Origin of the sequence: Streptomyces luomodiensis (assembly GCF_031679605.1) — a bacterium.
Classification (GTDB): Bacteria; Actinomycetota; Actinomycetes; order Streptomycetales; family Streptomycetaceae; genus Streptomyces; species Streptomyces luomodiensis.
Window position 1 is genome coordinate 4,805,377 of record NZ_CP117522.1, and the last position, 17,508, is coordinate 4,822,884.

Consider the following 17,508-nt stretch of genomic DNA (forward strand, 5'->3'; position numbering starts at 1 on the left):
CGCGCCCGGACCCGGAGGGCGAACGGGCCGGTGCGCACCTCCGCCGTGAGATCCGCGATCTCACCGCTCAGAGTGCACCGCACCACGCGCGCCCCCTGGGCGGAGGCCACCCGCCGGGCGAGACCGCAAGCCGTACGAGCCCCCTCCAGGCCGTGGTCCGCCGCCGCGAGCGCCGCCAGATCGGCGGCTCCGCCCGCCCGATGGCGGGCCACCATGGCCTGCCCGGCCGCCAGCACGGCCGCGAAAACCGCGCACAGGGCCGTCGCGGCCAGTGCGGTCCATACGGTCGCCGACCCCCGGTCGCCCGCCCTTCTCACGGGGCCGCATCCCGTGCCGCGCCGCCCGCCCCCACCGCGTCCTCGGCGAGCGCGGCCGCCTCGCCGCGCAGACTCACCGCCAGCGGACCGGGACCCGCCGCATGGGTCCGGACCCGCACCCGCACCAGGTCTCCCTCGCGCCACAGTTCGACCCGCGCTCCCTGAGGCGCGGCCGAGCGGGCGGCCGCCATCGCGTCCGCCCTCGGCTCCGAACGCGCCGCCGCCCTCGCCCCGGCCCGAGCCGCGTCCACGCACTGAAGCTGCGCGGACGCGGCCATCAGCCCCCAGATCAACATCAGGGCGAACAGCGCCAGCACCGGTAGCGCGACAGCCGCCTCCGCCGTGACGAAACCGCCGTCCCGTCCCGCGCCCCGAGCCCTCGGGAGGCCCCGCGCACCGCCCCTGGCTCGCGGGTGCGCCCGCGCCGCCGTCACCGGCACCTCAGAACTGCGCATCGAGCGCCCGTCCGATGACCGACTGCAGCGCACCGCTGACCGTCCCGCTGGTCACCACCTTGTAGAGCACCGCGGCGAAACCACACGCCGCGATCGTTCCCATCGCGTACTCGGCGGTGGCCATGCCCGCCTCGGCCCTCGCACGCGCCGCCGCGTACCGCCGTACCCACCACTGCTTCACCATGACGGCCCCCCTTGGCCTGTTCGCTGTCCTGCCCGCGGCGTCACTGACCACGGTGCTGTCGTTCTGTGGTGCTGTCGTTCTGTGGTGCTGTCGTTCTGTGGTGCTGTCGCCGTGCCGGTGTCGTTTCGTCGTGCTGTTGCCGTGCCGCTGTCGTTCGTGCCGCCACCGGCTGTCGTTGCCGGTGACGTTTCGTGTCGCTGTCATCGCGTTGTCTCACCGGTGCTCAGGGGCCGTCGCCCGCCAGGCCGCGGGCCAGCCCGATCAACACCGGGGCCAGGCCGACCAGCAGGAACGCGGGGAGGAAGCAGCCCCCGAGCGGGGCGTTGACCAACACGCCGGTCCTGTCGGCCCGTCTCATCGCCTCCCGCCCCTGCTCGGCCCGGCATTCGGCCGCCAGCCGGGACACCTGCTCCACTGCCGGAGCGCCCGTTGTCCCGGCGCGCTCCAGGGCTCGCGCCAACCCATGCGCTCCGGGCAGAGCGCCGATGCGCCCCCAAGCGTGGGCCGGTTCGCCTCCCAACCGCAGCTCCGCAGCGGTCTGGGCAAGCCGCTCGCCGACCGGGCCGCCGAGCGAGCCGCCCACCGCCTCCGCCGCCTTCCGCGGACCGGCTCCGGCCGCCAGGCAAGCGGTCAGCAGATCCGCTGCCAGCGGGATCTGGCGCGCGGCGAGATGCTCGAGGCGCCGGTCCCGGCCGGACCGCCCGGCCGTTGCCCGACGGTGCCGCTGCCACCGCCACAGGCCCCAGGCCGCGGCGAAGCCCAGCACCCACCCCGGCGGCCCTCCGACGAGGACGACCGCGACCGGCAGAGCGCCACCCGCCGCGGCCCAGGCCGGCAGGGCGCCCGCACCGGCGTCCGCCCGCCACCGCCTCCACGGCCGGGCCCGCCTCGGCCGACCGTGCTCCGCACCCGGAAGCAGCGCCGCCAGCCGCCGTCGGGCGGTACGCGCCCGACGGGCCTCGACCATCGCCGACGCCGTGCACAGGGCCGCCGTCAGGAAGGCCAGCGCGATCCCCAGGCTGTGGACAACCTCACCGCTCATCGGCCACCGGCCGCCCCGGCTCGCGCGCCGCCCGCACCATCCGACCGGTCCAGACCAGACCCGCCCACTCCAGCAGGCCGCCCACCAGCAGACAGCTCAGCCCGGCAGGGGTGTGCAGCAGCTCGTGCAGCGGATCGGCCCCCAATAGACCGCCCAGCACCAGCCCGACGACGGGCAGCACGGCCAGCGCGACGGCGGTGGCCCTGGCCCCCGCGAGCTTGGCGTCCAGGCTCTCCCGTTGGTCCCGCTCCGCGCGCAGGGCCGCCGCCACCCGGTCGAGGCCCGCCGCCAGCCCCGCCCCCTCGTCGACCGCCACCTGCCAGCAGGCAGCGACCCCGGTCAACCCCTCGGCACCCGGCAGCCGGGCCGCTCTCCGCAGCGCGTCCGGTACGTCCCCGCCGAACCGCGCGGCGGCCGTCACCAGCCCCCAGCGGTCCCGCAAGTGCCCCGGGTCCACGGCCAGCAGCGCCTCGCCGGGATGCCGCCCGGCCCGCAGCTCGCCCGCCACGGTGGCACAGAGCTCGATCACCCCGGCGGCGCGCCGCACACGGTCCCGCTCTCGCCGCCGGGCCCGCAGCCACCGGCCGACGGCCGGAGTGGCCAGCACCGCGCCGAGCAGCGGCAGAACCGAACCGCCCAGCAGCGCGATCACGCATCCGGCCGGCAGACACAGCAGCTCACGCCCCATCCGGCCGCCGTACCCGACCCGCCAGCGCTCGCGCAGCCACGCGGCCGTCTCGGAGAGCCTCCGCACCGGGTCGGGGCCGGCGGGCTCGACGGGTCCGCCGCCCGCGAGCAGCAGCCTGGCCCGGCGCAGCTGCCGGTCCCGCCCGGCGAGGAGCCATACGGCCGCTCCCACGCACAGCACCGCGGCACCCAGCGTCAGCGCCCCCGGGTCCGATCCCGTGCCCGTCATGCCGCGCCTCCGCCCCGCGTGCACAGCCGCTGGAGCCGCTGCCAGCCCGCCGCCCGCTCGAAGCGCTCCGGGCCCCATACGGCCGCGGGAACGGTCGTGACATAGCCCGCCCGGTCCCGGTCCAGCACATGCAGCTCGGCGATCCTGCGCCGCCCGCCACGGTCCCGCACCAGATGGACCACGACTGACAGCGCCGCCGCCAACTGGCTGTGCAGCGCGGCCCGGTCCAGCCCCGCGGTCGAACCGAGCGCCTCCAAGCGCGCGGGTACATCCGCCGCCGTATTGGCGTGGACCGTGCCGCAGCCGCCCTCATGGCCAGTGTTCAAGGCCCCCAGGAGGTCCGTGACCTCGGCGCCTCTCACCTCCCCGACCACCAGCCGGTCGGGGCGCATCCGCAGCGCCTGCCGCACCAGATCCCGCAGGGTGACCTGGCCTGTGCCCTCCTGGTTGGCGGGGCGCGTCTCCAGCCGGACCACATGGGGATGGTCGGGCCGCAGCTCGGCCGAGTCCTCGGCGAGGACGATCCGCTCCTCCGGACCGACCAGCCCCAGGAGAGTGCTGAGCAACGTCGTCTTACCCGATCCCGTACCGCCGCTGACCAGGTAGGAAAGCCGGGCGTCCAGCATGGCCCGCAGCAGCTGCGCGCCGCCCGGCGGCACGGTCCCGGCCGCTTCCAGCTCCGCGAGGGAGAACGCCCGGGGGCGCACCACCCGCAGCGACAGACAGGTCGAGCCGACCGCGACCGGAGGGAGCACCGCATGCAGCCGTGTCCCATCCGGCAGGCGGGCGTCCACCCACGGCCGGGCGTCATCCAGCCTCCGCCCGGCCACCGCGGCGAGCCGCTGCGCGAGCCTGCGCAGGGCGGCCGCGTCGGCGAAGGTGACGGCCGTGCGCTCCAGCCCCGAACCGCGGTCCACCCACACCTCATCGGGGGCGGTGACCAGGACGTCCGTGACATCGGGCGCGGCCAGCAGCGGCTCCAGCGGCCCGGTGCCGACCAGCTCCGAGCGCAGCGCCTCGACAACCCCGAGCACCTCGGTGTCGCCGAGCAGCCGCCCCTCCTCGCGCAGGGCCGCCGCCACCCGTGCGGGCGTGGGCTCGGCACCGCTCCCGGCCAGCCGCAGCCGCACCGCGTCCAGCAGCTCCGGCGATACGGCGCTCATGCGGTGACACCCCCCTCGTCGGCGAGAGCACGCACCCAGAACTCGGCACAGAACCGGCCGAGCGGTCCGCGGGGGCTGCCGCCCGGGGGCTCCCCGCCCTCGAACGCCTCCGGCAGTCCGGGCTCCGGTGGCAGCTGCCCGGCCAGCGGCAGCCCGAGCAGCCCCGCGATCTCCTCGTCGCCGAGCTCCGGTCCACACGGGCCTCGCACCACCGCGCGCAGATCCCGCAGCACCATGCCCACCGTGGACGCCACCCGGTGGGCGGCCGCGACCGCTCGCAGCTCCGCCGGGACGACCAGCAGCCCGAGGTCGATCTGGGCCAGGGCCTCGGCCGCCGCGTCGTCGACGCGGCGCGGCAGATCCACCACCACGACCCCGCCGCGCCGTCTGGCCGCGGCCAGCACCGCCCGCATCGCGGACGGCGGGATGACGACCGAATCGCCGCGGTCCCAGCTGAGCACCCGCAGCGAGTGCAGCTCGGGCAGCGATTCCTCCAGGGCGCTGCCGGCGACCCGCCCCCGCGACTCGGCGAAGGCGGGCCATCTCAGCCCTTGCGCGCCCTCGCCACCGAGCAGCACATCGAGCCCGCCGCCCAGCGGGTCGCCGTCGATCAGCATGGTGCGGCGGCCCGATCGGGCCGCGGTGACCGCCAGGGCGCAGGCGAGAGTGGAGGCGCCCGCGCCACCGCGGCCGCCGATGACCCCGATGGTCAGGGCCTGCCGGCCCACGCCCTCGGCGACATCGGCGATCCGGTCCACCAGCCACATCTCGGCATCGGGCAGGAACGCCACATTGTCCGCACCGAGCGCCACCGCCCGCTGCCAGATGCCGTGGTCGTCCAGATCGCGTCCGATGAGCAGCACCCCTTGTCTGCGGGCTCGGTCGCACAGATGGGCGGCCGCGTCGTCGCCGACCAGAATCAGCGGTGCGGCCTCCCAGCTGCCCCGGCGGGTGAGTGCGCCATGTGCCACTTCCGGTTCCGCTCCGGCCGCCGCGCACAGCCGCAGCAGATCGTCGAGAAGTTCCTCGTCCTCGGTGACGATGAGCGGTCTGCCCCGCTGTCCTTCGGCCGCCGAAGGGCGTTCCGGTGTGATGGATGCAGTCACGGTCCCCTCCCATATCCGTTACGCGCTCTCACTCCCGCGAACGGCGAGTGCGAGCATCGCGGAGAATCACCATGCTGCGATCCAGAAAATCTTGGGGATCTTGGTCCAAAACTGTGGACAACTCATCAGTTGTGAATATCCCAGTCACCTAAACCGGTGACTTCCGGAGAGCAGCCTAGCGATTACGTACGGTTACCGCTCAAGCTATGGAGAGACAGGGCCGCACGGGCCCGAGGGAGGGGAGCAAGATCTCATGAGAACGCCGAAAAAGCGTCCGGACATGCGACGACCCCCGCCGGGGGGGAGAGCGGGGGTCGTCCCCACGGCCGACTCGGGGGGGGAGGAGTCGGGCCGGGTTAGCACGGTCGCGAACGATCCGTGACTTCCATGGTGTACCCGAGAGCCTTCTCAGGCAAACCCACGCGCCTGAGCTTACGCCGAATGGTGGGTCCTATGCTCGGCGTCGTGGAAAACCACTCCTTGCCTCGGACAGCCGCCTTCTTTGACCTGGACAAGACGGTCATTGCGAAGTCGAGCACTCTCACCTTCAGCAAGTCCTTCTACCAGGGTGGGCTGATCAACCGTCGAGCCGTACTGCGTACTGCCTATGCGCAGTTTGTCTTCCTGGCCGGCGGCGCCGATCACGAGCAGATGGAGCGGATGCGCGAGTACCTCTCCGCGCTTTGCCGAGGATGGAATGTTCAGCAGGTCAAGGAGATCGTCGCGGAGACCCTGCACGACCTCATCGACCCCATCATCTACGACGAGGCCGCCTCGCTCATCGAGGAACATCACACCGCAGGCCGCGATGTGGTGATCGTCAGCACCTCGGGGGCGGAGGTGGTCGAGCCGGTCGGCGAGCTTCTGGGCGCGGACCGCGTGGTGGCCACCCGTATGGTCGTCGAGGACGGAGTGTTCACCGGAGAGGTGGAGTACTACGCCTATGGCCCGACCAAGGCGGAGGCGATCGCCGAACTGGCCGAGTCGGAGGGCTACGACTTGTCGCGCTGTTACGCCTACAGCGATTCGGTGACCGACCTTCCCATGCTGGAGGCGGTCGGCCACCCTCACGCGGTCAACCCGGACCGTGCGCTGCGGCGTGAGGCGGCGGCGCGCGGCTGGCCGGTGCTCTCCTTCAACCGCCCGGTCCGGCTCAAGCAGCGCAGACCCTCGCTCTCCATGCCGCCGCGCCCAGTGCTCGCCATGGCGGCGGCCGTCGGCGCGGCCGCCGCCACCGCCGGTCTGGTGTGGTACACCACTCGGCGCCGCACCCCTTATGCCCGCATTTAGGGGCAATACCAAAGATCTGCGGCGAGGGGTTCCGCTTGGCCCGTCGCAGGAGTACAAAGGAATCGACGGCCCGCGAGACCAGGGGTATCCGGGAGGAAACCCCCAGACGCCAAGGCCCCACGGACCGAAGCACGGATGCTGAGCACCCACGCGACGTCGACCCGTCGATTACGGGCCAGCCGCACCAGGTGACGGGCGGAGTTCCCGACCTGATGGGCGAATGAGAATGCACGCATGGTAACCCGGCGGATGTGCCAGCGGCGGTACCCACGTGGTACCGCCGCAACTCTGTCCGGCGTCAGGCCGCCCCACGCTGCAGGGCCTCGCAGACCGCCGTGGACTCACGCACCCCGAGCTCAACCGCCCGTCCGCAGTGCCCGATCCACGCCGCCATCCCCTCCGGCGTCCCGGACGCATAACCCTCCAGCGCCGCCATGTACGGCGCGACGCCCAGCTCTGCGTACCCCACCTCGGCCGGGCAGATCGACTTCGGGTCAAGACCGCTGTCGACCAGCACGATGCGCTCGGCCGCACGCGCCACCAGGCCGTTACGGGAGACAAAGGGCCGCAGGGCGAGCAGTTCACCGTGCACCACCGCCGCCGTCACCAGCGCCGGTGCCTGGCTGCCCGCGAGCAGCAGCCGGGCCAGTCCATCGAGCCGCCCCGCCACCTCATCCGCGTCCGGCAGCGGCAGAGTCGACCCGATCAGCGGTTCGTCCACCGGTTCACCCGACTGCCGGGGGCGCCCGATCCGCTCGTTCTCCTCCGCCCCACCCGCCGCGACCAGATGCAGCCGGGCCAGCACCCGCAGCGGCGACTGACGCCAGATGCTCAGCAGCTGCCCCGCCTCGGCGGTCAGCCGCAACGCCGCACCCACCGTGCGCGGCTCGCCCTCGGCTCCGAAGTCGGTGCGACGGCGCACCTCTTCCAGCGCCCAGTCCGCACCGGCCAGCGCGGCGGAGCCACGCGCCCCGCGCAACGCCGCCTCGGAGGTGACCTCATTGCTGCGGCGGCGCATCACCCGGTGTCCATAGACCCGGTCCACCGCGGTCCGTACGGCGTCCACGGACTCGGTCACACCGGGCAGGGCGGCCAGGGCGGCGAGCGGATCAGCTGACGTACTCATGGGTACGACACTACGCACACCGCTCCGGACGCCCCTCGTTGGAGTGGTGTTCTTCACGTAAATCCCTCATCGTCCGGAATCACTCACCTACGCTAGGTGAACATGAAGATCGCTTTCGTAGGCAAGGGTGGAAGCGGAAAGACCACGCTGTCGTCGCTGTTCATCCGCCATCTCGCCGCCACCCACGCCCCCGTCGTCGCTGTCGACGCCGATATCAATCAGCACCTGGGTGCGGCGCTCGGCCTCGACGAGGCGGAGGCCGCCGCCCTGCCGGCCATGGGCGCCCATCTCCCCCTGATCAAGGACTACTTGCGCGGTACGAACCCCCGGATCACCTCCGCCGAGACCATGATCAAGACAACCCCGCCGGGTGAGGGGTCGCGGCTGCTGCGGATCGACGAGGACAACCCCGTCTACCAGGCGTGCGCCCGGACCCTGTCGCTCGACGACGGTGCGGTGCGGCTGATGGCGACCGGCCCCTTCACCGAATCCGACCTCGGCGTCGCCTGCTACCACTCCAAGGTCGGTGCGATCGAGCTGTGCCTGAACCATCTCGTCGACGGACGCGGCGAGTTCATCGTCGTCGACATGACGGCGGGCAGCGACTCCTTCGCCTCCGGCCTCTTCACCCGCTTCGACATGACGTTCCTGGTGGCCGAGCCCACGCGCAAGGGCGTCTCCGTCTACCGCCAGTACAAGGAGTACGCCCGCGACTTCGATGTGGCGCTCCGGGTGGTGGGCAACAAGGTGCAGGGCCCGGACGACCTGGACTTCCTCCGGGCGGAGGTGGGCGATGACCTCCTGGTCGCCTTCGGCCACTCCGACTGGGTCCGGGCGATGGAGAAGGGCCGTGCGCCCCGGTTCGAGGAGCTGGAGGAGGCGAACCGCGACGCGCTGCGCGTGCTACAGGACGCGGTGGACGCCTCGTACCAGCGGCGTGACTGGCAGCGGTACACCCGCCAGATGGTGCACTTCCATCTCAAGAACGCGCAGAGCTGGGGAAACGCGAAGACGGGTGCCGATCTGGCCGCCCAGGTCGACCCCGCCTTCGCATTGGGGGAGTTCGCGCCGGAGCAGGGCTCGGCGGCTACTCCCGCTCCCGCTTAGTCGTATGCGTGTGCTCGGGCGTCCGCCCGTGCGCCGGTTCACGGTCGGACGTCCGGCACTCGGCGGCCAGATAGTGCCGCCAGCCGCCCGGCGGCCGCATCCCGACATCCAGCGCACGCAGCTTCTCCAGCACGAGGGGGTTCTGCGCGTCCAGCCAGTCGGCCACCTGCTTGAAGGAGACGACGCGGCTTGCCCTTCTTGTTGCGCGCCCTGTTGGCCAGGAAGTTGTAGTCCATGGAGAGCGTCTCGAACGGGCGGCGTTGTACCGGAATCCGCTGCAACGGGGAGTCCCAGATGCCGTGGGTCTTGCGGGGCCGGACCTGAAGCTCGCCGGGCGAACTCGCGCGCGGAAGTGGGAGAACAGCTTGTGTTCGTCCTGGCCGGCGCCGTCCCAGGAGATGACGACGAACTGCGGTGGCCTCTCCCCCGGTTCCAGCGGTTCGGTCCCCGACCCGCGGTGCCACCTGGCCCATGGGCCTGGGTGGAGTCTCCCGAGCAACCGACCGCTGCGGACAGCGCCATGGAGAAGACAGAGGATGACAAGGCGTTTTAAATGACTATTCCCCCCATAGGGGGAATACCGGTCTGCTCTCCCCCAAAAGACTTCCCATCGACTTTACTCAACATTACGATTCATTTACCAATGTTTGGGGTTCAGTACCGCAGTACGCCGTGACCACGGACACGCCCTTGTCCGCGACCGTGAAGCCCGGAGGGGACGGGAATGTTGAAGCTCTTGGACCGAATTCAGAGGGTCTCCCGCCGCACAGCTCTCTCCGTCTCGATCGCCCTCTTCCTCCTCGCCGCTCCTCTCTCGCTGGGCATCGCACTGGCCTCCGGCGCCCCGCTCCTGGCCGGGCTCCTGGCCGGACTCACGGCCGGACTCATGACCGCCGCCGCGCCCGCCGTGGCCGCCCGCCTCACGGCGCTCCGCCACCCCTCGGGCTCCGGGCGGGCGGCGGCCGATGGACGGTCGGGGCGGCCGACTGGTGGACGGTCGGGGCGGTCGGCGGCGGAGGCGGGCGGCGCCCTGGCCTGCCGGCCATGGACACCGTGGCGTGACCACCACTGCACCCGTCCCCTCCCGGCGGCCACGGGAGCCGGCGGACACGTAGGCGGTCAGCTGCTCGGCGGGGTGCGCGCGTTCCAGCGCCATACGGCACCGCTGGTCCGCGATGAGCTGGCCCGGCTGGCACGAGAGGGGCAGCGGCCCAGTCAGCTGTTCCTCACCTGCGCCGACTCCCGCCTGGTGACCAGCATGATCACCTCCAGCGGCCCCGGTGATCTGTTCACCGTGCGCAATGTCGGCAATCTGGTGCCGCCGGGTGCCGACGGCTCCTGCGACTCGGTGGGTGCGGCGATCGAGTACGCGGTGGAGGTGCTGCGGGTCAGCAGCATCACGGTGTGCGGGCACTCCGGATGCGGCGCGATGCAGGCGCTGCTCGACTCATCGGCCCCGGCCAGGACGCCACCCCAGCCGATGGCGTCCGGTGTCGGGGGCCGGACGCCGCTGACGCGCTGGCTGCGCCACGGCAGACCGGCGCTGGCGCGGATGGAGGGGATCGGCCGGCTGGGGCGAGGGGAGGTCGCCCTGTCGAGCCGGCCGGTGGCCGACGAGCTGGAGCGACTGGCCCTGGTCAATGTGCGGCAGCAGCTCGACCACCTGATGGAGCACGCCTGTGTGGCACGGCGGGCGGCGGAGGGCGGGCTGGCGCTACAGGGGATGTATTTCCATGTGGCGGAGGCCCAGGCGTATGTCCTGGATACGGGTTCGGGGAGATTTCTGCCCGTCCGCCCGGACCATGGCACGCCGACGACCGCCTGCTGTGCCGCAACGGTCCCCGCCCGGCCTGGGAGCGGCCGTTCCAGCGCCGGCCGTTCCAGCGTCGCGGAGCGAGGAAGCGGGCCCAGCCACGGGGCCCTGGAGCTGGGGCGGTCATGCAGACGATGACAGGTCTAAACCAATTTTCGGCTGACAACCCTTGTCAGGGTGTGCCGTGGGCTGATGAGCTATGGCCTGGGACACAACGGACACCCTGGGAATGGGAGATGTCGTGAGCAACGAAAGCCTGGCCAACCTTCTTCGGGAGGAGCGTCGCTTCGCGCCGCCCGCCGAGCTTGCCGCGGACGCCAATGTCACAGCCGAGGCGTATGAGCGGGCGAAGGCGGACCGCCTGGGCTTCTGGGCCGAGCAGGCCCGTCGGCTGTCCTGGGCGACCGCGCCGACCGAGACGCTGGACTGGTCGAACCCGCCGTTCGCGAAGTGGTTCGCCGACGGCAAGCTCAATGTGGCGTACAACTGCGTCGACCGTCATGTCGAGAACGGCCTGGGCGACCGGGTGGCCCTCCACTTCGAGGGCGAGCCCGGCGACACCCGCTCCCTCACCTATGCCGATCTTCAGCGGGAGGTCTCCCAAGCGGCCCACGCGCTGACCGAGCTGGGGGTCCGGACCGGCGACCGGGTCGCCATCTACCTGCCGATGATCCCGGAAACCGTGATCGCGATGCTGGCCTGCGCCCGTATCGGCGCCCCGCATTCGGTGGTCTTCGGCGGCTTCTCGGCCGATGCTCTCGCCACCCGCATCCAGGACGCCGACGCCCGCGTCATCATCACCGCCGACGGCGGCTATCGGCGTGGCAAGGCATCCGCGCTCAAGCCCGCCGTCGACGAGGCGCTCACCCGGCCCGGCACCGAGAACGTGCGCAGTGTGCTGGTCGTCCGCCGCACCGGCCAGGAAGTGGACTGGAACGAGGGCCGCGACGTCTGGTGGCACGAGATCGTGCAGCGCCAGCCGGAGCAGCACACCCCCGAGGCGTTCGACGCCGAGCACCCGCTGTTCATCCTCTACACCTCGGGTACGACCGGAAAGCCCAAGGGCATTCTGCACACCTCCGGCGGCTACCTCACCCAGATCTCCTACACCCACCACGCCGTCTTCGACCTCAAGCCGGAGACCGACGTCTTCTGGTGCACGGCGGACGTCGGCTGGGTCACCGGCCACTCGTACATCGTCTACGGCCCGCTCTCCAACGGCGCCACCGAGGTGCTCTACGAGGGCACCCCGGACACCCCGCACCAGGGCCGCTGGTGGGAGATCGTCCAGAAGTACGGGGTCACCATCCTCTACACCGCCCCGACCGCGATCCGCGCCTGCATGAAGTGGGGCGACGACATCCCGGCCAAGTTCGATCTCTCCTCGCTGCGCGTCCTCGGCTCCGTCGGCGAGCCCATCAACCCCGAGGCATGGGTCTGGTACCGCAAGCACATCGGCGCGGACACCACGCCCGTCGTCGACACCTGGTGGCAGACCGAGACCGGCGGCATCATGATCAGCCCGCTGCCGGGCGTCACCGCGACCAAGCCCGGTTCGGCCCAGGTCCCGCTGCCGGGGATCGCCGCCACCGTCGTGGACGACGAGGCCAATGAGGTGCCGAACGGCCATGGCGGCTATCTGGTGCTCACCGAGCCGTGGCCGTCCATGCTCCGCACCATCTGGGGCGATGACCAGCGCTACCTGGACACCTACTGGTCCCGCTTCGACAAGCGCTACTTCGCGGGTGACGGCGCCAAGAAGGACGACGACGGCGACATCTGGCTGCTCGGCCGGGTCGACGATGTGATGCTGGTGTCCGGCCACAACATCTCCACGACCGAGGTCGAATCGGCGCTGGTCTCGCACCCCAAGGTCGCCGAGGCGGCGGTCGTCGGCGCCACCGACCCGCAGACCACCCAGGCCATCTGTGCCTTCGTGATCCTGCGCGGCGGCGCGGCCGAGGACGACGGCCTGGTCGAGGAGTTGCGGGCGCATGTCGCCAAGCAGCTCGGCCCGATCGCCAAGCCCAAGCGGATCCTGCCGGTGGCCGAGCTGCCCAAGACCCGCTCCGGCAAGATCATGCGCCGTCTGCTGCGCGATGTCGCCGAGAACCGTGCGCTGGGCGATGTCACCACGCTCACCGACTCCTCCGTGATGGAGCTGATCCAGAGCAAGCTGCCGTCCGCCCCCAGCGAGGACTGATCACCCCGCCGTAGGCCCGCCCGCCACGGGGCGACACCGGTGGGCAACGGCCGACACCGGTCGACACCGGTCGAGACGGTCGGCACAGGGCACGCCACATGATCGAGGGGCGCTCCGCCTGGCGGGGCGCCCCTCGTTCTCGTTCATCACGGCTGGTGCGGGTGGCTGTCGCGGAAAAGTTACGACAAGATGAGGGGTGGAGCGCCGGGAAGTCTGGTCGGCATACGTCACCCGTATGTCCGCACCACCGACCCCCAGGAGGCCCGCCCGTGGCCGCGCCCACCAGCCGCAAGTTCCTCGGACGCCAGTCGCTGCCCGAGCGGACGTTCGTCACCGACGCACTGCGCACCGAGACGGTCGGCGGTGTGATCCTGCTGGTGGCCGCCGTCGTGGCGCTGATCCTCGCCAACACCCCGCTGAGCGGCGTCTACGGCGACATCAGGGACTTCTCGTTCGGCCCCCAGGCGCTGCATCTGCGTCTCTCGGTCGCCTCCTGGGCCACCGACGGTCTGCTCACGATCTTCTTCTTCGTCGCCGGTATCGAGCTCAAGCGCGAGTTGGTCTCGGGCGAGCTGCGGGACCCCAAGGCGGCGGCGCTGCCCGTGATCGCCGCCGTCTGCGGCATGGCCGCGCCCGCGCTCGTCTATGTCATCGTCAACGCGAGCGGTGGCGGCAGCCTCAAGGGCTGGGCCGTGCCGACCGCCACCGATATCGCCTTCGCGCTCGCCGTCCTCGCCGTGATCGGCACCGCGCTGCCCGCCGCCCTGCGCGCCTTCCTGCTCACTCTCGCGGTCGTCGACGACCTCGGCGCCATCCTGATCATCGCGATCTTCTTCACCCAGCACATCAACTTCGTCGCCCTGGGCCTCTCCTTCGCCGGCCTCCTCCTGTTCTGGCTGCTACACCACAAGGGCGTCCGGACGGCCTGGGTCCATCTGCCACTCGCGGTCGTGATCTGGGCGCTGATGCACGCCAGCGGTGTGCATGCCACGATTTCCGGCGTCGCGATGGGCCTGATACTGCGCTGCACCGTCCGGGAGGGCGAGGAGCGCTCCCCCGCCGAGCGCATCGAGCACCGGATGCGCCCTGTGTCGGCGGGCCTGGCGGTGCCGCTGTTCGCCCTGTTCGCGGCCGGTGTGCCGCTCTCCGGCGACGCCGTCGCGGATGTCTTCACCCGCCCCGAGACGCTCGGCGTCGCCCTCGGCCTCGTCGTGGGCAAGGCCGTCGGCGTCTTCGGCGGCTCCTGGTGCGCCGCCCGCTTCACCCGTGCCGAGCTGAACGAGGAGCTGGCCTGGGCCGATGTCTTCGCCGTGGCCACCCTCGCCGGAATCGGCTTCACCGTCTCCCTCCTCATCGGCGAACTCGCCTTCCCCGGCGACCCCACGCTCGCCGAGGAAGTCAAGGCGGCGGTGCTCATCGGCTCGTTGTGCGCCGCCCTGTTCGCCGGAGTCCTCCTCAAGCTGCGCAACACCACGTACCAGCGGCTGTGTCAGGAGGAGGAACGGGACGAGGACATGGACGGTATCCCGGACGTCTACGAGCAGGACAGCCCCGAATACCACCTGCGGATGGCCGCCATTCACGAGGCAAAGGCCGCCGAGCACCGGCGGCTTGCCGAAGTGGCCGCCGCGGCCGACTCCGGCGACGATGGTCCGGCATGATCTGAGAGGCTTGACGCCCGGAGAAATGTGCAGAAGACGTAGCAAGCACAGACGGCGTACCAAGCACAGACCGCACAAGAGCAGAGGGAGATGGCGATGAGCGCAGCCGACGACGGCGGCAACCGCAGCCTCGGCCAGCTGGTGGCGACGGCGACCACCGAGCTGTCGGCGCTGGTGCACGACGAGATCGCGCTGGCCAAGGCCGAGCTCCGGGTGGGAGCCAAGAAGGCCGCGGTCGGCAGCGGCGCCGGTATGGCGGCCGGGGTGCTGCTGCTCTTCTCGCTGCCGGTGCTGAGCTTCGCCCTCGCCTACGGCATGCGCTCCTGGACCGGACTCGGCCTCGCCTGGTGCTTTCTGATCGTGGGCGGTATCTACTGGCTGTTCGCCGGGATTCTGGGCATGGTGGCGCTGCTGAAGTTCAAGAGGGTCAAGGCGCCCAAGCGGTCGATCGCCTCGTCCAAGGAGACGGCCGCCGTACTGGGCAGCGTCAAGCCGCATCCGCGTGCCGCGAGCAATGGCGGACGCCCCGCGCGGGATGTGACACGCTCGTCGGCATGACCGTCCCTGATACCGCCGCGTCGGTCGTACGGCTCGACGGCCCCTGGACCCACCGGGATGTCGCGGCCAACGGCGCGCGCTTCCACATCGCCGAGCTGGGTGACGGCCCGCTGGTACTGCTGCTGCACGGCTTTCCGCAGTTCTGGTGGACCTGGCGGCACCAGCTGCCCGCGCTCGCCGACGCCGGTTACCGGGCGGTCGCGATGGATCTGCGCGGAGTGGGCGGCAGCGACCGTACGCCCCGCGGTTACGACCCGGCCAACCTCGCCCTCGACATCACCGGCGTGATCCGTTCGCTGGGTGAGCCGGACGCCGCGCTTGTCGGCCATGACCTGGGCGGATATCTGGCGTGGACGGCCGCCGTGATGCGGCCGAAGCTGGTACGGCGGCTGGCGGTGGCCTCGATGCCGCACCCCCGCCGCTGGCGCTCGGCGATGCTGGCGGACGTCAAGCAGAGCGCGGCCAGCTCGCATGTGTGGGGCTTCCAGCGGCCCTGGCTGCCCGAGCGCCAGCTGGTCGCGGACGACGCGGCGGCCGTGGGGCGGCTGATCCGGGACTGGTCCGGGCCGCGGCTGCCCGAGGACGAGGCGGTGGAGATCTACCGGCGGGCGATGCGCATCCCCTCGACCGCGCACTGTTCGATCGAGCCGTACCGCTGGATGGTGCGGTCACTGGCACGGCCGGATGGTTTCCAGTTCAACCGGCGGATGAAGCGGCCGGTGCGGGTGCCGACCCTGCATCTGCACGGGTCACTCGACCCGGTGATGCGCACCCGCAGCGCGGCGGGTTCCGGGGAGTATGTCGAGGCTCCCTACCGCTGGCGGCTCTTCGACGGGCTCGGTCACTTCCCGCACGAGGAGGACCCGATGGCCTTCACCGCCGAGCTGATCAACTGGCTGAAGGACCCCGAGCCCGACCGCTGAGCGTCATCAGCCGTAGGCATGCCGTACACGTGCTGTCCGCATACCGTCCGCATGCAGTCCGCATTCCGACGACCCCGCCACGGGTGGCCGAACATCAGTTTTTCGAACAGCCAAATGCCTGGAGCATAGGCCAATTGCCGCAGCCAGCGGCGATTACGGACCTTGGGTCACGGGCAGACACGGGGGTATGGGCTGGACGCACGACTACCGTGACGCACCTGACGGCCGCGGCCCCGAGGCCGCCGCTACCGCCAATGCCGCGCTGAGCGTTTCCGAGCGGGGCGGCTCCGGGCCTACCCAAGGCCATGACCCGAACATCGGGATTCCCCGCATCATCCGCCGCCGGGCCCGGTGGGTCTCGGCGCGACTGCGCCATCCACGCAGCCGCTAGCAGTACCTCGGGCGCGGCCCGGGGCGCCGGCGGCACACCGGAACCCCTGGGTCACAGGGCACACCCCTGGCTGTCCACCGGCTGGTCCGCCGTACGCCCCTTCTCGACGTCCTGGCGCACTTCGTCCGCCGTCAGCGCGTACCCGGTGTCCTCGTCGTCGAGGGACTTGGCGAAGACCACGCCGTACACCCGCCCCTGCGGGGTGAGCAGCGGACCGCCGGAGTTGCCCTGCCGCACCGTCGCGTACAGCGAGTACACATCGCGGTGCACGGTGGAGCGGCGGTAGATGTCGGGGCCATTGGCCTGGATACGGCCGCGGATCCGGGCGGCGCGCACATCGAAGGCGCCGTTCTCCGGGAAGCCGGCGACGATCGCGTCGTCACCGGTGTGTGCGTCGTCCTGGGCGAACCGGAGCGCCGGGGCGTGCAACGAGGGCACATCGAGGACCGCGATATCGCGCTTCCAGTCGTAGAGCACGACCTTGGCGTCGTAGAGCCGGCCCTCGCCACCTATCTGTACGGTCGGCTCGCTGACGCCGCCGACGACATGGGCGTTGGTCATGACCCGGTTCGGCGCGAACACGAAGCCGCTGCCCTCGAGGACCTTGCCGCAGCTGGGGGCGGTGCCGACGACCTTCACGATGCTCTGCTGGGCGCGTGTGGCCACCGGGGACCGGGCGAGCGCGGGGTCGGGCTGTGGCACCGAGGTGATCGGCTCATTGGCGAAGGGCGAGAAGACCTGCGGGAAGCCGTTCTGCGCGAGCACCGACGAGAAGTCGGTGAACCAGGTGTTCGCCTCGTCCGGAATGACGCGGGAGACCCCGGTCAGCACCTTGGAGGTACGGACCTCCCGGCCCAGGGTGGGCAGCGAGGTCTGGGCCACGAGGGAGCCGATCAGCCAGGCGACCAGCAGCATCGCCAGGACGTTCACCAGCGCGCCGCCGGTCGCGTCCAGGGCGCGCGCCGGTGACCAGGTGATGTGCCGCCGCAGCTTGTTCCCCAGGTGGGTGGTGGCGGCCTGGCCGACCGAGGCGCACACGATCACCAGGACGATCGCCACCACGGCACCGAAGGTGCCGGGGGATGTCTTGTCGGTGGTGCCGTCCCAGATGAGCGGCAGCAGATAGACCGCGATCAGACCACCCCCGATGAACCCCGTCACCGACAGCACGCCGACGACGAAGCCCTGGCGGTAGCCGACGACCGCGAACCATACGGCGGCGAGCAGCAGCAGGATGTCCAGCACATTCACCG

General features: G+C 71.4%; 16 protein-coding genes and 2 pseudogenes. 8 read left to right on the forward strand and 10 right to left on the reverse strand.

The genetic code is table 11. The features are described from left to right. Positions 1–2 precede the first annotated feature (2 nt). The 7 genes and pseudogenes from PS467_RS20055 to ssd form a co-directional block, all read right to left on the reverse strand. Positions 3–317 (reverse strand): annotated as a pseudogene (locus PS467_RS20055) (Rv3654c family TadE-like protein); the annotation flags it as partial. Next, on the reverse strand, positions 314–772 hold the full coding sequence (locus PS467_RS20060) for a TadE family type IV pilus minor pilin (RefSeq protein WP_311036444.1): 459 nt from the start codon (positions 770–772) through the stop codon (positions 314–316). The gene PS467_RS20060 and the pseudogene PS467_RS20055, both read right to left, overlap by 4 nt. Beyond that, positions 759–956, reverse strand: a complete 198-nt coding sequence (locus PS467_RS20065; RefSeq protein ID WP_030838042.1) for a DUF4244 domain-containing protein — start codon at positions 954–956, stop codon at positions 759–761. The genes PS467_RS20060 and PS467_RS20065 overlap by 14 nt, the downstream gene beginning before the upstream one ends. Before the next feature lie 223 nt (positions 957–1,179). Next, entirely contained in the window at positions 1,180–1,998 is an 819-nt protein-coding gene (locus PS467_RS20070) for a type II secretion system F family protein (protein WP_311036445.1), read from the reverse strand. Then, a complete protein-coding gene (locus PS467_RS20075) occupies positions 1,988–2,914 on the reverse strand; it encodes a type II secretion system F family protein (protein ID WP_311036446.1) in 927 nt (308 codons plus the stop codon). The genes PS467_RS20070 and PS467_RS20075 overlap by 11 nt, the downstream gene beginning before the upstream one ends. Then, entirely contained in the window at positions 2,911–4,077 is a 1,167-nt protein-coding gene (locus PS467_RS20080; protein WP_311036447.1) for a TadA family conjugal transfer-associated ATPase, read from the reverse strand. The genes PS467_RS20075 and PS467_RS20080 overlap by 4 nt, the downstream gene beginning before the upstream one ends. After that, positions 4,074–5,183 carry a septum site-determining protein Ssd gene (gene ssd, locus PS467_RS20085; protein ID WP_311036448.1) on the reverse strand — a complete coding sequence of 370 codons (1,110 nt, stop codon included), beginning with the start codon at positions 5,181–5,183 and terminating at the stop codon, positions 4,074–4,076. Before ssd ends, PS467_RS20080 begins: the two co-directional genes overlap by 4 nt. Before the next feature lie 453 nt (positions 5,184–5,636). Between ssd and PS467_RS20090 the strand changes: the two genes are divergently transcribed. Continuing rightward, complete coding sequence (locus PS467_RS20090) at positions 5,637–6,473, forward strand: HAD family hydrolase (RefSeq protein WP_311036449.1); 837 nt, start codon at positions 5,637–5,639, stop codon at positions 6,471–6,473. Positions 6,474–6,771: 298 nt separating this feature from the next. Here PS467_RS20090 and PS467_RS20095 read toward each other — a convergent pair whose 3' ends face one another. Next, complete coding sequence (locus PS467_RS20095; RefSeq protein WP_311036450.1) at positions 6,772–7,599, reverse strand: Fic family protein; 828 nt, start codon at positions 7,597–7,599, stop codon at positions 6,772–6,774. A gap of 102 nt (positions 7,600–7,701) precedes the next feature. On the opposite strand from PS467_RS20095, the gene PS467_RS20100 reads away from it, so the two are divergent. Then, complete coding sequence (locus tag PS467_RS20100; RefSeq protein WP_311036451.1) at positions 7,702–8,706, forward strand: ATP-binding protein; 1,005 nt, start codon at positions 7,702–7,704, stop codon at positions 8,704–8,706. Here the strand turns inward: PS467_RS20100 and PS467_RS42150 are convergent. Next, on the reverse strand, positions 8,687–8,872 hold the full coding sequence (locus PS467_RS42150; protein ID WP_432280797.1) for a hypothetical protein: 186 nt from the start codon (positions 8,870–8,872) through the stop codon (positions 8,687–8,689). The genes PS467_RS20100 and PS467_RS42150 overlap by 20 nt on opposite strands. A gap of 825 nt (positions 8,873–9,697) precedes the next feature. Here PS467_RS42150 and PS467_RS20110 point away from each other — a divergent pair. The 6 genes and pseudogenes from PS467_RS20110 to PS467_RS20135 all read left to right on the forward strand — a co-directional run. After that, positions 9,698–10,657 (forward strand): annotated as a pseudogene (locus PS467_RS20110) (carbonic anhydrase); the annotation flags it as partial. A gap of 103 nt (positions 10,658–10,760) precedes the next feature. After that, positions 10,761–12,722 carry an acetate--CoA ligase gene (gene acs / locus PS467_RS20115; RefSeq protein ID WP_311036452.1) on the forward strand — a complete coding sequence of 654 codons (1,962 nt, stop codon included), beginning with the start codon at positions 10,761–10,763 and terminating at the stop codon, positions 12,720–12,722. Positions 12,723–12,991: 269 nt separating this feature from the next. After that, positions 12,992–14,383, forward strand: coding sequence for a Na+/H+ antiporter NhaA (nhaA, locus tag PS467_RS20120; protein ID WP_311036453.1), 1,392 nt, complete (start codon positions 12,992–12,994; stop codon positions 14,381–14,383). A gap of 96 nt (positions 14,384–14,479) precedes the next feature. Beyond that, the gene (locus tag PS467_RS20125) at positions 14,480–14,941 is read left to right on the forward strand and encodes a phage holin family protein (protein ID WP_268973025.1); all 462 of its coding nucleotides are present in this window, start codon (positions 14,480–14,482) and stop codon (positions 14,939–14,941) included. Next, on the forward strand, positions 14,938–15,864 hold the full coding sequence (locus PS467_RS20130; RefSeq protein ID WP_268973026.1) for an alpha/beta fold hydrolase: 927 nt from the start codon (positions 14,938–14,940) through the stop codon (positions 15,862–15,864). The genes PS467_RS20125 and PS467_RS20130 overlap by 4 nt, the downstream gene beginning before the upstream one ends. A gap of 187 nt (positions 15,865–16,051) precedes the next feature. Then, entirely contained in the window at positions 16,052–16,255 is a 204-nt protein-coding gene (locus PS467_RS20135) for a hypothetical protein (RefSeq protein ID WP_268973027.1), read from the forward strand. A gap of 51 nt (positions 16,256–16,306) precedes the next feature. Here the strand turns inward: PS467_RS20135 and PS467_RS20140 are convergent, their stop codons facing one another. Beyond that, positions 16,307–17,506, reverse strand: coding sequence for a MarP family serine protease (locus PS467_RS20140; protein WP_268973028.1), 1,200 nt, complete (start codon positions 17,504–17,506; stop codon positions 16,307–16,309). Between the last annotated feature and the right edge of the window lie 2 nt (positions 17,507–17,508).